Origin of the sequence: uncultured Maricaulis sp. (genome assembly GCF_947259345.1) — a bacterium.
Lineage (GTDB): Bacteria > Pseudomonadota > Alphaproteobacteria > Caulobacterales > Maricaulaceae > Maricaulis.
This window is the reverse complement of sequence record NZ_CAMYLS010000013.1, coordinates 56,630-72,734: the sequence shown is the minus strand read 5'-3', so window position 1 is coordinate 72,734 and position 16,105 is coordinate 56,630. Positions and strand designations below refer to the sequence as shown.

Sequence of the window (16,105 nt, the reverse complement as noted above, 5' to 3'; positions counted from 1 at the left end):
CGTCGGACGCTCAGTCCGCCGGGGCCGCTTCGCCGTAGAAGCGCGGTTCGAACGCTTCAATCCAGAACAGTTTTCCAGCGCCCTGAACCGCACGATCCAACCAGTGGGCCGCCGCTTGAGAATGGACCAGGCTTGTCAGTCCCGCGACGGTACCAAAGGCCAACATCTGGCCCAGGCCCACACCCATCCAGAACGCAATTCCGATCCAGCGTCGTGGGCGGGCATTGGCGGCTGATTGCGTGGCGCCCTGACCAAAGGCGAAGCTGCGCGCGAGCAGATAGCGCCAGCTTGTCCGCCGGGCGTCGACGGTCTCGATGGCGTGGGCCTTGGCCGACCAGCCAAAACGGGCGCCCTGACGGGCCAGCTCGGCAAAGAAAAGGTCGTCCTCGCCGCCGCTGATATTCATGCGTGGATCGAAGGGTGCATCCGGCAAGGTGAAGGCGTCGCGATCGACGAGGGAATTGCCGCAGCCGAACGGCGCATCGAGTGTGTGGTCAGTCTTGTCGCCCGGTCGTGAATAGAGACGGAGCGCCAGCGCGCCACGCATGCCATTTGGCGCATCCAGTGCTTCACCGCGCAGGGGGCCGAAAACGACCGTTGCGCCGAGGGTCTCGGCACTCGCCATGAGTGCTTCCAGCCAGCCCGCCGACGCGATCTCGTCATCATCGAGGAAGGCGATGAACCGTCCTGTAGCTGCGGCCCAACCGGCATTGCGGGCGTTGGCGACCCCGGCACGGGGCTCATGGATGTAGTGAACGGTGCAACGCGCGACGGCGCTGGCATTGGCCACGCCGTTGCGCGCGGAGCCGTCCGGGTCATTGTCGACGACGATGATCTCATCCGGTTGGCGGCTCTGCGCCATCAGGCTGGAGAGCGCGTTGCGGAGACCGTCCGGGCGGCGATAAGTGGGCAGGATGACGGAAACGCTCATGCTGTTGCCTCCATTTGGCGCACCGCCTCGCACATTGTCAGGACTTCGGCACCGCTGTTGGCGATGGCTGCGCAGACGCGCTCCAGCTGGGCTGGTGTGCAACCCCACTCGGTCGGCGCTTCCCGGACATCATGAGCGTAATAGATCAGCCAGCCGGTGTGGCGCGACAGGCTTGCCGCGGCCTCGACCGCGCGGTCAATGCCCGACTCGCCGCCGTCGATCGGTACGGATTTCAGCAGGTTGCGATCAGCCGCTCCGCGATTGATGTCAGCTTGCACGCCGCGCAGATTTGAGAATCGCTCGGACAGGGCTCGCTTGGTCGAGGGGCTTGCCTCGCCGTAAGGGAAGGCGAAGCTTTCCAGCTCGGTCTCCAGACCCATGGCCTTGAGCGCGCGTTCGTTGCGAGCGATGTCGGCGAGGTAATCGCCGGTACCCACCTGGTTGGCGTCGAGATGGCTGTAGGTGTGGCAGGCGATTTCGTGGCCAGCCGCGACTAGGCGCTGCAAGTCTCCGCAATCAAACATCGCGCCGTGATGCGTGACGCCGCCGGCATAGCCTCCCGACGCATAATAGGTGCCTCGCCAACCATGACGCTCGAGTATTTCGGCACCGGTCGTGGCCGCCGATTTGGGGAAGTCGTCGAATGTGATGGTGACAATGGCGCGGTCCGACGGCAATTGCAGCGGCTTGCGTGCGGCGACGCGTGCCCAGCGCCGATTGAGACCGGCGAAAAGGCCGGATGAGGGGATGTAGGGGGCGTTCATTACAAGACCTCCGATGTCCAGCTGGCGCGCCAAAGCTTGATCGCCACCGTGCGCAGCCGTAGTGGCAAGGCCGGGTTGCGACTGAGCCAGGACCACAGCCCGCGCAGCCAGTGCTGTCCGGGCATCGCTTTCAGAGCGCGGGCGGCGCGGGCGCCGGGCAGGGCGGACAATTCCGGATGGCGATCCAGTAGCCGACGGAAATTGGCGGCACCTGTTTTGAACTTTGCGAGCAATTCATCGGTGGCGTGCAAGCCGCCATGCCGGGCCGGGTTGTCGATGTGAACCAGGCGGAATTGGTCAGCGGCGGTCACCGCCCAATCGACATCCTCCCAGCCCCAGCCGCTGAAGCCTTCATCAAAGGGGCAGGCCCGCATCACGGTCGCACGGACCAGCACATTGGATGAACAAAAGGCCGTCGCGCCGATTGCGTTGCGCGCGGCGGCGTCATGATGATCACTGGTCCGCGACAGGGCAGCATGGAGTACCTGCTCCGGCCGGTCCGCGTCTGCGGTGATATAGCCGCCGAAGAGGGCGTCCGCGCGGCCATCGCCTAGCGCTTGACGATAGCGATCAAGGAAGGCGTCATCGCTCGGGATCATGTCGGCGTCGAGATAGAGCAGCCAGTCCGCTTGTGCTCTTCTGGCGAGCAGGTTTCGTCCCGCCGCTCGACCCCGATTACGAACGCTGGTCAATACGCGTACGGGCAGGTCGAGCCGGTCGATATGGGTGCATATCGCCTGGTTGAGCGCCGGGTCCGGCTCGCCGTCATCATAGAGCACGATTTCCAAATCGTCCGCGCGCATGGCGAGCCGGTCGAGCGCGTTGATGAGCGGCCGCGGATCGTCATTGTAAAAGGGAATAAGGATGGAAAGCTCGGGATTGCGATCCAGGCGCCCGGCCGCATTCGCATGCTCACGCATCGGGATTTCAGTCATCGCATTCATACTCACACCCCCGCCGGTCGAAAAAGGAGGCGAGCCTCACGCGCCCAGGACCGGCATCCGGCAATATCCAGGCAATAGGCTGAAATCACGTAAACAACGCCGCCAATTCCAGCGCGCGTGAGCAGATCGATCCAGGCCGTGCCAATGTCAGGGAGGGCGAAGACGGCCGCGGCCATGACCGCCGTCGCCGCACCGGCCTTGATCCAGTCCGCCCAGGGCAGGGGCAGGGTGAAGTGCCGGCGTCCCAGCATGGCGCAGGCCAGCAGGGCGAGGGCGTAGGCGACAACCGTGGCCATCGCTGCCCCGGCAATGCCAAAGACCGGGATGAGCAGAAGGTTGAGGCCGAGATTGAAAGCCGCGGACACCGCCATGATCGTCGCCATGGCGCCGGTTTTCCGGGTCAGGGTGAAGGCCTCGTGGAAATAGTAGGTCATCATGCCTTTCATCAAGCCGGACAGGGCAATCCAGGGCAGGATGGTCGCCGCTTCGGCCCGAACGGACTCGCCGATGATCAGCGTGGTCAACGGTCCCGCGACAAGGGCGAGACCGGCGGCCGCAGGGAAGCAGATCAGTCCCATCAGACCCGCAGCGCGGCCCGCCATCGCCTGGGCCGCGGCAATGCCGTCCTTCTCGAAGGCCTTGATGGTGAGTGGCCAGACGGCGGCGCCAAACCAGATGAAGATGACGTCCAGAAGCCGGTCTGCGAGGCCATACCCTGCGGCATACATGCCAACGGCGCCTTGGGAGATCAGGGCGGCGATCAGGAAACGGTCTCCGACCGAGAGCAAGTGTTCGAAAATCAGGGAAATGGAGAGCGGAGCACCGTAGCGCGCAAAGCTGCCAGCCCGCACGGGCTGGCGGCGGCCCTTCGCGGCGCGTCGCAACATCACCGGCAGGTCGAAGGTCAGCATGACCAGTGCGGCGACAGCCGTTCCGACGAACACGCCGGCCGCCCCGAGGTCAGTGGCCAGGATGACGCCGATTCCAACCAGGAATCCCACCATGAGATACCCGGCCTCCAGCGCGGAATAGCGGCCCACATCGCCGCCGGCGCGATGGGTTTCGAGGCCGATTTGCAAGAGGGCGCGCAAAATGAGCGAGACCACCGCAAAGCCGAGCGCGGATTGCAGCTTCGGATCAACCGGCAGAATGTTCACGCCCAGCACAAGAGCGCCGCCCGCCAGAACAGCGATGACCAGATAGAGACCGTAGGCCGTGGCCAGGTGATCGCGCAGTCGACCGCGCGTTTCGGCCCGCGCGTGGAAGCGTGCGACCGCGGCTTCCAGCCAGGTGAATGTCACGATGTGGGTCAGGGAAAGCGCTGCAATCGCAATGGCATAACGTCCGTATTCGTCGGCCGGCATGATCCGCGTGAACACGGCCACACTGCCAAATCCGACCAGGACTTGCGCCAATTGCACGGGCAGATAGCCCAGGAGGTGTCGTCCAAGCATGAAACGCTCCGCTCGCCTGAGAGGGGAAGCTTGCAAGAGCGGTGCCGCTTTGCGGGCGAGGTTGGATTCGTTCACCGCCTGCTAAGGCGTTGCGCCTAATCTGGGATTCCTGACGGGGACAAGGTTGGGACCGATGCAGGTCGATTGTCGAAAACCGAGCGAGTTGACCGATGCGGAGCGTGGGGCCTGGCGTGCCTTCGTGGCGTCTGAAGCGACGCTGGCCAGCCCCTATTTCGCGCTGGAATTCGCCGAGTGTTGCGAGGAGGCGCGCGATGATACGCGCGTCCTTGTTGTGCGCGAGCGTGGCGCGGTTGTCGGTTTTCTTCCTTTCCAGGCCGGACGGCTTGGCTTTGCGCGGCCGCTTGCCGGCCCGCTGGGTGATGTGCACGGGGTCATTGCCCCGCAGCCCGGCGCAGCGGATCCCGCATCCTGGCTGGCCAAGGCCGGCATTCCGGTTTTTGACTTTCACAGTGCCCTGGCCAGTCAGCGTGGATTTGCGCAGGGCGCTGGTGCGCCGGATGGTTCCTGGGTTATCGATCTGGCTGCGGGTTTTGAGGCTTGGCAGGCGGACCGCAAGTCGATGAATCCCAAGGCAATGCGCAATATAGCGACGCGTCTCCGGCGGCTTGAGGAAATCGATGGCGGCCACAGTTTCGTGATGGCCGATTACCAGGCTGATGTTTTTGAGGCGATGGTTCGGCTGAAGCGCGCGCAGTATCGCCGGACGGGCGTTTTCGATGTGTTTTCCGTGAGGTGGACCGGACGCTTGCTCAAGGCGGTCCTCCGGCGCCAAGGCGATTATTTTTCCGGCGTGAGCTCGAGCTTGCGCGTCGGCGATCAGATCATTGCTGTCCATGTCGGCATGGCAAGCGACCGGCTTTGCCACTATTGGTTTCCCGCTTTCGAGCCGGATCACAGTCGCCTGAGCCCCGGTGTTTTATTGCTTGTGGAAATGGCGCGCACAGCCGGTGCCATCGGTCATCTCGGTGTTGAGCTCGGCCCGGGCGATTATGGCTTCAAAAAGGACTTGTCGAGCAGTCAGACCGGCCTTGTCAGCGGTCGATTTACGACGCCATCCCTGCGTGGAGGGCTGGCCCGGTCAAGCCAGGCTTTGGCCGAGGCGTGTTCCCGCGCGCCGCTCGGTCCGGCAAGGCACTGGCCGGACAAGGTTCTTCGAAAACTCGGCCGGGTTACCGGCTTCCAGGCGCTGTGACCGGCGTCACGAGACGCCACGGCCTCCTGGCCGCGACCGCTGCCATGGCGGCGCCGGCGGGCGGCGTTTGGTCCCAGGCCAGACCAAACCGTCTGCAGCTCTGGGACAATGCGACTGGCGTTCATTTGCGCGGTGCCGTCATCGCCCAGCGGCGTGTTTATCCTGAAATTGATGGGCCCGAATTTCTGGGACGCGGATCTGTGGGGGCACCAGTCAGTGATGCCTCGCTGGCGCGCCTGGCACGTCTTGGCGCCAATCTGGTCGTGCTGTCACATCCCGGGCTGGCTGGCGAGGCGCCGCCCTTTGCGATCGACCCGGCGATCGAGCAACATTTGCATGCCATCATTCGTCGGTGTGCACGTCAGGGCCTCTATGTCGTGATCGGCTTTCGGACCGGGCCTGGCCGGAGCGAATTTACGTTTCATCGCGACCAGGCCGGAAGCTGGTTTCCGGCCGACCACATCAATGAACGCGTTTGGCAATCGTGCGAGGCGCAAGATGGCTGGGAGGCGATGTGGGCCCATACGGCGCGCCATTTCAGGCATTATTCCAATCTGGCCGGGTATCTCCTGATGGTGGAGCCTAACGCCAATCTGGCCGCGCGCGGACCCGATGGCGATGATCTGGATATCTGGGACGCCGATCGCCTGGCCGAAGCGGTAGCCGGGACACCCGCGGATTGGCCATCGCTCTGTGGGCGTCTGAGCCGGGCCGTTCGGGCGGTTGATCCGGAGACGCCAATTCTCGTCAGTCCGGATGGTTATGCCAATCTGGCGTTCGCCGGGCTGATTGACCGCCACGCCGTGTCAGGCCAGGTCCTGGCCGTTCATGATTATTCGCCGCGCGACTACACCCATCAGGGCGCGGGTGCCGATATCGAATTCAACCCGTCCCTGGCTGAGTTTGATCAACCAATGTCCGGACCCTGGATGCTCGGCGAGTTCGGCGTGTCACGTTGGGCGCCCGGCGCTGCGGGTTATCTAGCCCGCCGTATCGCAGCGGCAGAAGCCCAAGGCGCGGCCTGGTCGGTATTCCGTTGGGATAGTGGCTGGCGTGTGTACGAGAATGCCGAGAACCGGTTTAACCCGCTCTATGGAGGGGATGCTGGTGCGCGCCAGCCGGATCCGCAATCGGCATTGTTGGACACTCTGTCACGGGCCTGGTCGTCTAATGCCGCGCGGCCCGTCCCCTTCCTGCGGCGGTAGATTTCGGTCTCAGCGAATATTGATCTTGTCGCCCAGCAGTGCCGGCAGGGTGCGTAGCATGATCCAGATATCGAACCAGAAATTGGATTTGTCGATATAGGCAACATCCAGCGCGATCCGCTCACGGGCGGCCTCAGGCGAGTGCAGGGGGCCGCGCGAGCCATTGACCTGGGCCCACCCGGTTATTCCGGGCTTCACGCGGTGACGGTGGGCATATTCAGCGACAAGATTGGCCGTCTCTGTGCCACCGGTTCGCATTCCGGGTGCGTGCGGACGCGGGCCGACGAGGGACATGTCGCCGGTCAGGACATTCCACAATTGCGGCAATTCATCGAGACTCGTCTTGCGCAGGAAACCGCCGATCCGCGTGACGCGCGGGTCATCCAGTTCGACCTGACGCACCGGCTTGTCGGCTGCGTTCGGGTCGTGGCGCATGGTGCGGAATTTCAGCACATTTATGGGGCGGCCATTAAAGCCTTCGCGGACTTGCCGGAACAGGACCGGACCGCGACTGTCAAGGCGCACAGCCAAGCCAATCAGCATCATCAGGGGCAATGTCGCCAGAAAGAGGCCAAGGCCGAATAAGATGTCCTGCAGGCGTTTGGCCAACAAGTGGCCGAAACGCTCCTCGACGCCGCTCATGCGGGCAGCCTGGACTCCGACAATGTCGTCCAGCGAGGTTTCAGCCGGGTCAAAGGAATCCAGATCCAGCAAGAGACACACCGTGTGCGGCAGGGCGCGCAGCTTGGTCAGAAGCAAGCGGACACGATCCTCGGCTTTGGGTGTCACGGTCAGGATGATGCGGTCGACCTCGTGCAGAAGTGACCAGCTGAGCAGATCATCCGTCGTGCCCAGATAGGGCGCACCGGCGAGGGCCTGGGGGCTGCGGGCCTTGCGGTCATCAAAGATGCCGACAACATTTACGGTGCCTGAACCGGCATTGGCCTTGATCAGCTTGCTGGCATTGGGCGTTGCGCCGACCAGCACGACATTGCGGGCCAGACGACCGGCCTTGGCCCAGTGCTGGATGAAGCCGGCATAGATGACGTGAAGCAGGGTAACGGCACCGACGCTTGTGATGGCGAAAGTTGCCACGAGATGCATGACATTCGGCGCCGTGACATGGGCGAGGGCGGTGATGACGGTCCCGGCTGTGGCGGTCGCGGTCAGGGCCCGGAGCAAGCGCCCCGACGCTGTCTCGCGCGGCTCCACCTTGTAGAGGCGCATCAGCATGGCCAAGGCAGGGCACAGGGCCGCGAAGGCCAGCAAGGGCAGGAGCTCGCCCGCGGCGACTTCGGTCACAGCACCGCCGGACATGGCATAGGCACCGGTCACAGTCAGGATCAGGATGACGAAGATATCAAGGCTTTGCCAGACATGGCCCAGCGCCTTGCGATTGATGCGGTGGCGCGGCGCGCGCGCATCCGCCTTCATGTGGGCGCGGGTCAGGCTTGCCGTGTCTGGATTGGACGGGCGCAGGGCGTCTGACGTATCATTGGCCGGGCCGGTGGCTTTCGGCATTTGTTGGCCATTCGTGCGTGGTGCGTTGGAGTAATCCACAGCTGTCCCCATCGATCTTGGCGCCATTGGAGCAGAGCAGGCAAAAGATTTCGTTGAGAAGCGTGGTTAGTGAAGTGTTACCACGCCGCGTCGTCGAACCGGGCACCGCTGGTGGCCATAGATGTCGTCGCTGGGCGGGTCATCCGCCTCGGCCAGCCGGTGTATGCCGACCTCGCCATCGCGGTCATTATCGGTGTCATCGTTTCGGCCCCGGTCTATGCGTGGAACGCAGCGCGGCACATCCAGGCCGGTGAGCGCCTCGGCGGGAATGACCGCGACCGCGTCGTGCGCGATTTCGCCGACGGCCGCGTGGTCGACCCGTCTGCCCTGCTGGCGATGGAGGGCCTGGCGTTGCAATGCGACCAGGCGGGCAAGCGGATCGAGTTGCGCCATCTCAGCCGCGATTGCCACAAGCTTCTGATACGGCCGGGACGTTGATGGTCGATAGCGATGATGACCCGGCCTATGAACTGGTTGATGACTACAAGGTCCGCCTCGGTCGCATGGGCGGAGCGCACTAGCGCCAGCAGCTCCGCCCGACCGGTCGCGCAAATGTTACGGACAGGTCAGTTTGTGGTCAGCCGGTTTGCGCCCTAGTCTCTGCCCCAAGATTCCAATTCTTGGGGGAAGAGATGACCAAATTTGTTTCAATTCTGGCTGCCAGTACAATGCTTTCCGCTGCGCCGGCCTTTGCCATGCAGGACGAGGCCGCCGAGGGCTGGGATGTTGCCAATCCACCGCTCGAGACGCGCGCGATCGACATCAATGTCACCGAAGGCACCTGGATGTCGCTGGATGTCAGTCCGGACGGTCAGACGATCGCCTTCGATCTTTTGGGTGACATCTACACCATGCCGATCACAGGCGGTGAGGCGACCAATATCTCCTCCGGCCTGCCCTGGGAGATCCAGCCGCGCTTTTCGCCGGATGGCAGCCAGATTTCCTTCACCTCCGATCGCGCCGGCGGTGACAATATCTGGATCATGAATGTCGATGGCTCGGGTGCGCGCCAGCTCACCGAGGAAAGTTTCCGCCTTCTCAATAATGGCGCCTGGCATCCGTCGGGTCGCTATATCGCGGCGCGCAAGCATTTCACCACGACGCGTTCGGCGGGTACCGGTGAAATCTGGCTCTATCACGTCCTGGGTGGCGGCGGCGTCCAGCTGGTCGAGCGTCCCAATGAGAATTTCCAGAAAGAGCTTGGCGAGCCGATCTTCTCGCCGGATGGCCGATATCTCTACTACACGCAGAATGTGACCTCCGGGAACACCTTCATCTACGCCCAGGACTCCAACACCGACCTGTTCAATATCCGTCGCTATGACATGGAAACCGGCGAGACCGACACGGCTGTGTCCGGGGCTGGCGGCGCGGTGCGGCCCGCACCATCGCCGGATGGCCGTTACATGGCTTTTGTGCGTCGTGACCGGATCCAGTCCGGCCTGTGGATCAAGGATCTGCAGACCGGAGAGGAGCGTCGCCTCGTCGATGCTGTCGATCAGGACATGCAGGAAACCTGGGGCGTGACCGGCATGTATCCCAATATGGACTGGATGCCGGATGGCGGCTCCATCGTCTATTGGGCCGAGGGCGGTATCCAGCGGGTTGATGTCGAGACCGGCGAAGTCACCAATATCCCCTTCAGCGTCAATGATACGCGCGATGTGATCGACCCGCCGCGCCCGTCGGTCGAGGTGGCGCCCGACACTTTCCAGACTCGCATGCCGCGCTTCGCCACGGCATCCCCCGATGGCAGCCAGGTTGTTTATGAGACACTCGGTCAGCTCTGGGTGCGCAGTGCGGATGGAGGCGAACCGCGCCGTTTGACGCGCGATGACGGTACGCGCCGCGAGATGATGCCGACCTGGTCGGTCGATGGCCGCACGATCGCTTTCGTGACCTGGGATGATGAAGAACTGGGCTCGATCCGCACGATTTCCGCCCGGGGTGGTCGCGAGCGCGTGCTGACGGACGAGCCGGGTCATTATCGCAATCCGCGCTTCTCGCCCGATGGCGAGACCGTGGTCTTCGAAAAGGGCTCGGGCGGTTTCCTGACCGCGCCGGAATGGTCCGAGAATGAAGGGGTTTATCGCGTCCCGGCTGATGGCGGTGACATGGTTCGCGTCAGCGATAGCGGATCCGACCCGCATTTCGGCAGCTCGAATGACCGCATCTTCGTGACGCGTGGCGGCGGTGGCGCCAGCCTGGTCTCCATGGATCTGGACGGCACCAATGAGCGCACCCATGTGACCGGTGATCTGGTCACGGGTTATCAGGTCTCGCCGGACGGCACCCATGTCGCCTTCCGCCAGAATTACGATGTCTTCGTCCAACCGCTTCTGCCCGGACCGCAATCGGTGTCCGGCGGTCGCGGCAGTTCCGCGCTTCCCACCGTGGAAGTGTCCGGCAATGGCGGCAGCTATTTTCATTGGAGTGGCAGCGGTGATGCCGTCCACTGGTCGATGGGACCGACGTTCTACACGGCCGATGTGGCTGATTTCCGGCCCGACCCGACCGGCGAGCGCGAGTATACGCCGCCGACCGAGGGGCTAGATCTGTCAATCACGGCCACGTCTGACCGGCCGGCCGGAATGGTCGCCCTGACCAATGCCCGCATCATCACAATGGCGGGCGAAGATGGCGGTGTGATCGAGAGCGGTACGATCGTGATCGACGGCAATCGCATTGCCGCCGTGGGTGCTGATGTGGCGGTTCCGGAGGGCGCGCGGACCGTCGACATGTCCGGTCGCACGATCACCCCGGGCTTTATCGACGCGCACGCGCACGGGCCGCAGGGCACGGGCGATATCATTCCGGAGCAGAACTGGGCGGTCATCGCTCATCTCGCTCTGGGTGTGACGACCATTCACGACCCGTCCAACCGGGCGAGCCAGATCTTCACGGCCGGCGAGTATCAGCGTGCTGGCAACCTGTTGGCGCCGCGTATCTACTCCACGGGCGAGATTGTTTATGGCGCGCGGGCGGCCTCCGTCTATGCGCAGATCGACAATTACGAGGACGCGCAGGAACACGTCTTCCGCCTGGCTTCGCAAGGCGCTCACTCGATCAAGAACTACAACCAACCGCGTCGTGACCAGCGCCAGCAGGTCGTTGCGGCGGCCATAGAGGCCGGCGTCGAAGTCGTCGCCGAAGGCGGGTCCAACTATCACATGGACATGGCCATGGTCGCCGACGGCAATACTTCGATCGAACACAATCTGCCACTCTCCGCGATCTATGAGGATGTGCTGCAGATGTATTCGCAGACCGAGGTCGCTTACACGCCGACCATCGTGGTGACCTATGGCGGTCTGGCTGGTGATCCATATTGGCGCCAGGCGACGGATGTCTGGCTGCACCCGATCCTGTCCCGTCATGCCCCGCCGCGTATCCTGCAGGCTGGCTCGGTGCGTCGCACCACGGCGCCGGAGGAGGATTTCGTCGACGACGACAATGCCCGCACGGCGCTTCAGTTGCGCAATCGGGGTGTCGATGTCTCCATCGGCGCGCATGGTCAGCAGCAGGGTCTCGCTGCCCATTGGGAGATGTGGTCCTTCGTCCGCGGCGGCTTCACGCCGCTCCAGGCCCTTGAGACAGCGACCATGGCGCCGGCCCGTCATCTTGGCTTCGACGCGGATCTCGGTTCGTTGGAAGTCGGCAAGCTGGCCGACCTTGTTGTCATGACGGCGAACCCGCTCGACGATATCGGCAATACGGACGAGATCGAATACGTCATGCTCAATGGCCGCCTTTACGAGGCCGATACGATGAATGAGACAGTCACCGGCGATCGCGTGCGCGAACCCTATTTCTGGGAGTAGTGGCGCATGGGCTGGACCGCGAAAAAGAAAGAGGGCGCTCAACGGGAGCGCCCTCAGTCTCGGGGGGAAATCAGGTGAACAAACTGCCTTGAGCAGCGTCAGGATCACCTTGCCATCACCGGCCGCAGATTTCACCGAATAAAAAAAGCTCCGGGAAAATTCCCGGAGCTTTTCATTTGTTAACTTTCCTTGCGAGGCCTAGTTCAGGCTGGCTCGGAAGGAGACACCCACTATGCGCGGCTCATTGACGAAGCCGGTATTGTTGTTGAAGTCGATGCCACCCACGAGATTGTCTTCGTCGGTGATATTGCGGGCAAAGACGGCCAGTTCGTAATCTTGGCCGCCGTCCAGCTCACCGGCATATCCGAGGCGCAGACCCCCTTCGAAATTGCCGTCCGAGTAGAACTCTTCGGACTCGTACAGGAAGAGGTTGGTGCGTCCCTGGTAGAACCAGTCCGTATACGCGAACCATTCGCCACCATTGTCGGCCGGGATGGAGTAGCGGGCGGTGAAGGAGAGGATGTAATCCGGGGCCTGCGGGAAGGGATTGCCGTCGACTTCGACGAAACCATCATTGTCCGCATCCGGATCGAGCACTGTGCACTGGGCGCACACGCCGACTTCCAGGTCATTGTCCTGCAGCTCGGTCTCATTCCATGACAGGCCCGCGGTGACGAAGAGATTGTCGGTCACCCACATCTCACTGTCGATCTCGAAGCCATAGCCAACGCCGCGATCGGCGTTGACCAGCTGGACAAGATTGCCGCCGCCGCCAACAGCGGAAAGCTGCAGGTCGTCGACCTGGTAGTAGAAGGCCGTCGCATTGAAGCGGGCGCGACCATCAAGCGGCTCGGACTTGTAGCCAACTTCAAACGAGGTCGATGTTTCGCTGTTGGCGATCGAGGGCGGGTTGAAGAAAGCCACGTCACGGGCCTGGATTGACGGGCCGCGGAAACCGCGGGCGAGGCGTGCGAACACGGCCTGGCGGTCATCCAGATCGTAGTAGGCCGACAGGTCCCAGCTGAACTGGTCATCCGACACGGAGACCGGCGTGACCGGTATGGAGGTCACCACGCCGATCAGCGACTTGGCGTCATGCGTGAAACGCAGGCCACCGGAGAGCTCGAGATTGTCATTCAGCTGATGACTGACCTGCCCGAAGGCCGACCACAGTGTGTTGTCGTGGCGCACGGTGGTTGAGGGCGGGAAGCCGCCATTCGGGCCAACTGTGGTGATGTCGAACTCGCCTTCGAAATAGTAGGCGCCAAGCTGCCAGGTGGTCGCCTGGTCGTCGCTGAAGGCGACGCGGAATTCCTGGGTGAATTGCTCGAGCGTGTCGATGCCGTCCTGGGTTTCAGACGGGAAGGGAATGACGCCCGGTCCGGTGACCAGATTGCCGCCATCAATATCGCCGAGCGAATAGCCCTCGGCGGTCTCGTAGCCGGTGATCGAGGTCAGGGTTACCCCGGTATCGGTGTAGTAGTTCAGCGCCGCGCTGGTGCCCCAGCTGTCATAGGCCTGCGGATTGTTGAAGGTGCTGTCGAAATAGACTTCGTCGCGCACATAATTGCCGTTCAGCGCATTGCCGCCCGGGGTCAGGATATTGGCGCGGAAGACGGCCGAGGTGCCGACCAGCGATCGGGCATGCACGTTCAGCAGCGCCTCGAAGGACTCGGTCGGCGTGTAGAGTAGCTGGGCGCGGCCGGCTTGCTCATCAAAGCCGCCGAGCGCGTTGTTCTCGCCGGTGAAGCCATTGTCGATCCAGTCATCGCGGTGCTGTGAGAGCAGCGAGAGCCGGGCGCTCAGAACGTCCTCGACCAGGGCACCGCCCATTGCGGCTTCCAGATTCGTCGTGCCGTAGGAGCCGGCCGAGACGCTGACATATCCGTCGGTTTCCTGGGTCGGACGGACCGAGTCAAACTTGATCGTACCGGCCGTCGTGTTGCGGCCAAACAGCGTGCCCTGCGGGCCGCGGGCGATTTCCACCTGGGCGACGTCGAACAGCGGGAAGGATTTCAGGATGACGTTTTCCATCACCACATTGTCCATGATCACCGAGACTGGCTGCGAGGCGGCGAGGTCGAAATCTGTATTGCCGAGGCCGCGGATATAGAAGCGCGGGGCGACGCGACCATTGGAGCTTTCCGCATAGACCGACGGGATGCGGGCGGCGAGGCTGAGGATGTCGGCGCCGCCTTCGGTCAGCGGGGCGAGGGCTTCGCCGGACTGAGCCGTCACCGAATTGGCAATGTCCTGGACGTTCTCCTCGCGACGTGTCGTCGTCACGATGATCGTTTCGACCGTGGTGGTCGATGTCGGTGCGGACTGAGCGGCAGCCATGGTCGGGATGAGGGCGGTGAGCGCGAGGGCGCTGACGCCGGCGAGCTGCACGCGTTTGCGGGCGGTGGATGCATGGGTCATGAGGAGATCTTTCGAGCCAACCAGTTTGGGCTGTGCCAGCGAAGTGGGCTTCACGGAGAGTGGCACAACGAGGATGGACTCTCCGATAACGGATAATTCGGTTCTGTGACAGCTTTATGCTGCGCCGCAGCAGAAGTCTGTCCACGATTGTGGATTCATTGCATCACGTGGCATCGTGAGTGTCTGAAGCGGCCGTCCACAAGGGGTATTTGCGCATGATTTCAGCAAATCGACCAGAGTTGAGGTGACGCGTCAGCCATGCCTGGACTGCGGGCCAATCCTGCCCAGCAAACCAGTCCCGATCAGTGTGCGCGTATTGCCGGATAAAGGGGAAGATGGCGTGATCGGCAAGCCCGTCATGCTCGCCATCGAGCGATGCGGAGCGTTTGAGCCGGGCTTCCAGCTCGGACACGAATTCGGCGGCGGCGGTCCGGTGCGCATCGGGGTCGGCACCGTCATAGCGCGTCGCATACTTGTAGCGGTCGAGATGCGGCTTGAATTCGGTGTCACAGGCGTGGGCCAGCGCCAGTGCGGCGGCTTCATTGCGCAGCCAGGCTTCCGGGTCATGCCGCCTGAGCGCCCAAAGCATGATGTCCAGGCTTTCATCAATCACTGTCCTGTCAGGCAGGACGAGAATCGGGATTGTGCCTTTCGGCGACGCGTCCAGCATCGCCGCCGGTTTGTCGCGCAGCAGGATTTCCCTGTGCTCGATCTCGATTTCGGCGACGTGCAGCGAGAGCCGCGCGCGCATCGCATAGGGACAGCGCCGGAAGGACCAGAGGATGGGCCGGTCGGTGCTCATGCGTCGGCCTCGCGCGGCGCTCCCGGCTGGCCGAGATGGCGTTCGCCGCGCGCGCGGGCCAGCTCTTCCTGGCGATGGCGCTCGGCATAACGTTCACGTTGTTCCGGGGTGCGGATCTCGACACAATGCGGACAGGCGTGGCCAGGAAGATAGTCCGGTGATCGCAGGTCTTCGGGACCCAGAGGTTCCCGGCAAGCATGGCAAAGTGTGTGCGTGCCGATTTCCAGCCGGTGGGTGACAGCCACACGGCGATCAAAGACAAAGCACTCGCCTTCCCATCGACTTTCGGCCTCCGGAATCTGCTCAAGATATTTCAGAATGCCGCCCTTGAGATGAAAAACCTCGTCTACGCCTTCCATCCGCGCGAACGCCGTTGCTTTCTCGCAGCGGATGCCGCCTGTGCAATACATGGCGATGCGGGCGTTGGGGCGGGTTTCACGGAAGGTCCGGAACCAGTCGGGGAATTCGCGGAATGAGACGGTCTTCGGATTGATCGCCCCGGCGAATTGTCCGATCCGGACCTCGTAATCATTCCGCGTATCAATAGTCACCACATCGGGTGCGGTGATGAGGTCATTCCAGTCTTCCGGTTCGACATAGGTCCCGACGGCACCGACCGGATCGATATCGGTGATACCCATGGTGACGATCTCACGCTTCAGCCGGACTTTCATGCGCAGGAAAGGCTGGGTCTCGGCGCGACTCTCCTTGTGCTCCAGATCCGCGAAACCAGGCAGAGCGCGCAGGCGGGCGAGAACGGCCCGAACACCGTTGTCCGGACCGGCAATCGTGCCGTTTATTCCCTCGCTGGCGAGCAGAAGCGTGCCGAAGACATGCTCACTCACACACAAGGTGCGAATGTCGTCTTGCAGTGTCGCATCCGCGTTCAACGGCGCAAATTTATAGAGGGCGGCAACCAGGAAGGAGGGCATGGCGGTCCGTAGCAAACAAGTTGTCCCGCCTATACCAGCCGATCATCAGGTCTGTCAG

General features: G+C 62.9%; 12 protein-coding genes. 4 read left to right on the top strand and 8 right to left on the bottom strand.

The window, feature by feature from the left end:
- Nucleotides 1–10 precede the first annotated feature (10 nt).
- The 4 genes from Q0X62_RS06685 to Q0X62_RS06670 are packed head-to-tail and all read right to left on the bottom strand — an operon-like array spanning nt 11 to nt 4,093.
- Nucleotides 11–931, bottom strand: coding sequence for a glycosyltransferase family 2 protein (locus Q0X62_RS06685; protein ID WP_297733061.1), 921 nt, complete (start codon nt 929–931; stop codon nt 11–13).
- The gene (locus Q0X62_RS06680) at nt 928–1,695 is read right to left on the bottom strand and encodes a polysaccharide deacetylase family protein (RefSeq protein ID WP_297733058.1); all 768 of its coding nucleotides are present in this window, start codon (nt 1,693–1,695) and stop codon (nt 928–930) included. Before Q0X62_RS06680 ends, Q0X62_RS06685 begins: the two co-directional genes overlap by 4 nt.
- Nucleotides 1,695–2,639 carry a glycosyltransferase family 2 protein gene (locus Q0X62_RS06675; RefSeq protein ID WP_297733055.1) on the bottom strand — a complete coding sequence of 315 codons (945 nt, stop codon included), beginning with the start codon at nt 2,637–2,639 and terminating at the stop codon, nt 1,695–1,697. The genes Q0X62_RS06680 and Q0X62_RS06675 overlap by 1 nt, the downstream gene beginning before the upstream one ends.
- 2 nt (nt 2,640–2,641) lie before the next feature.
- Complete coding sequence (locus Q0X62_RS06670; protein ID WP_297733051.1) at nt 2,642–4,093, bottom strand: oligosaccharide flippase family protein; 1,452 nt, start codon at nt 4,091–4,093, stop codon at nt 2,642–2,644.
- 133 nt (nt 4,094–4,226) lie between these two features.
- On the opposite strand from Q0X62_RS06670, the gene Q0X62_RS06665 reads away from it, so the two are divergent.
- On the top strand, nt 4,227–5,306 hold the full coding sequence (locus tag Q0X62_RS06665; protein ID WP_297733048.1) for a GNAT family N-acetyltransferase: 1,080 nt from the start codon (nt 4,227–4,229) through the stop codon (nt 5,304–5,306).
- Nucleotides 5,303–6,511 (top strand): cellulase family glycosylhydrolase, encoded by a 1,209-nt coding sequence (locus Q0X62_RS06660; RefSeq protein WP_297733045.1) that lies wholly within the window; start codon nt 5,303–5,305, stop codon nt 6,509–6,511. Before Q0X62_RS06665 ends, Q0X62_RS06660 begins: the two co-directional genes overlap by 4 nt.
- Before the next feature lie 9 nt (nt 6,512–6,520).
- Here the strand turns inward: Q0X62_RS06660 and Q0X62_RS06655 are convergent, their stop codons facing one another.
- Nucleotides 6,521–8,071, bottom strand: coding sequence for an exopolysaccharide biosynthesis polyprenyl glycosylphosphotransferase (locus Q0X62_RS06655; protein ID WP_297733042.1), 1,551 nt, complete (start codon nt 8,069–8,071; stop codon nt 6,521–6,523).
- Nucleotides 8,072–8,140: 69 nt separating this feature from the next.
- Here Q0X62_RS06655 and Q0X62_RS06650 point away from each other — a divergent pair, with 69 nt between their 5' ends.
- Together Q0X62_RS06650 and Q0X62_RS06645 are read left to right on the top strand one after the other, a co-directional pair.
- Nucleotides 8,141–8,509 (top strand): hypothetical protein, encoded by a 369-nt coding sequence (locus Q0X62_RS06650; RefSeq protein WP_297733040.1) that lies wholly within the window; start codon nt 8,141–8,143, stop codon nt 8,507–8,509.
- Between the two features lie 194 nt (nt 8,510–8,703).
- A complete protein-coding gene (locus tag Q0X62_RS06645) occupies nt 8,704–11,892 on the top strand; it encodes an amidohydrolase family protein (RefSeq protein WP_297733037.1) in 3,189 nt (1,062 codons plus the stop codon).
- 198 nt (nt 11,893–12,090) lie between these two features.
- On the opposite strand, the gene Q0X62_RS06640 is transcribed toward Q0X62_RS06645, so the two are convergent.
- The 3 genes from Q0X62_RS06640 to Q0X62_RS06630 form a co-directional block, all read right to left on the bottom strand.
- Nucleotides 12,091–14,313, bottom strand: a complete 2,223-nt coding sequence (locus tag Q0X62_RS06640; protein ID WP_297733034.1) for a TonB-dependent receptor — start codon at nt 14,311–14,313, stop codon at nt 12,091–12,093.
- 163 nt (nt 14,314–14,476) lie between these two features.
- Nucleotides 14,477–15,115 carry a glutathione S-transferase gene (locus tag Q0X62_RS06635; protein ID WP_297733031.1) on the bottom strand — a complete coding sequence of 213 codons (639 nt, stop codon included), beginning with the start codon at nt 15,113–15,115 and terminating at the stop codon, nt 14,477–14,479.
- Nucleotides 15,112–16,047 carry a rhodanese-related sulfurtransferase gene (locus Q0X62_RS06630; protein ID WP_366946116.1) on the bottom strand — a complete coding sequence of 312 codons (936 nt, stop codon included), beginning with the start codon at nt 16,045–16,047 and terminating at the stop codon, nt 15,112–15,114. Before Q0X62_RS06630 ends, Q0X62_RS06635 begins: the two co-directional genes overlap by 4 nt.
- Between the last annotated feature and the right edge of the window lie 58 nt (nt 16,048–16,105).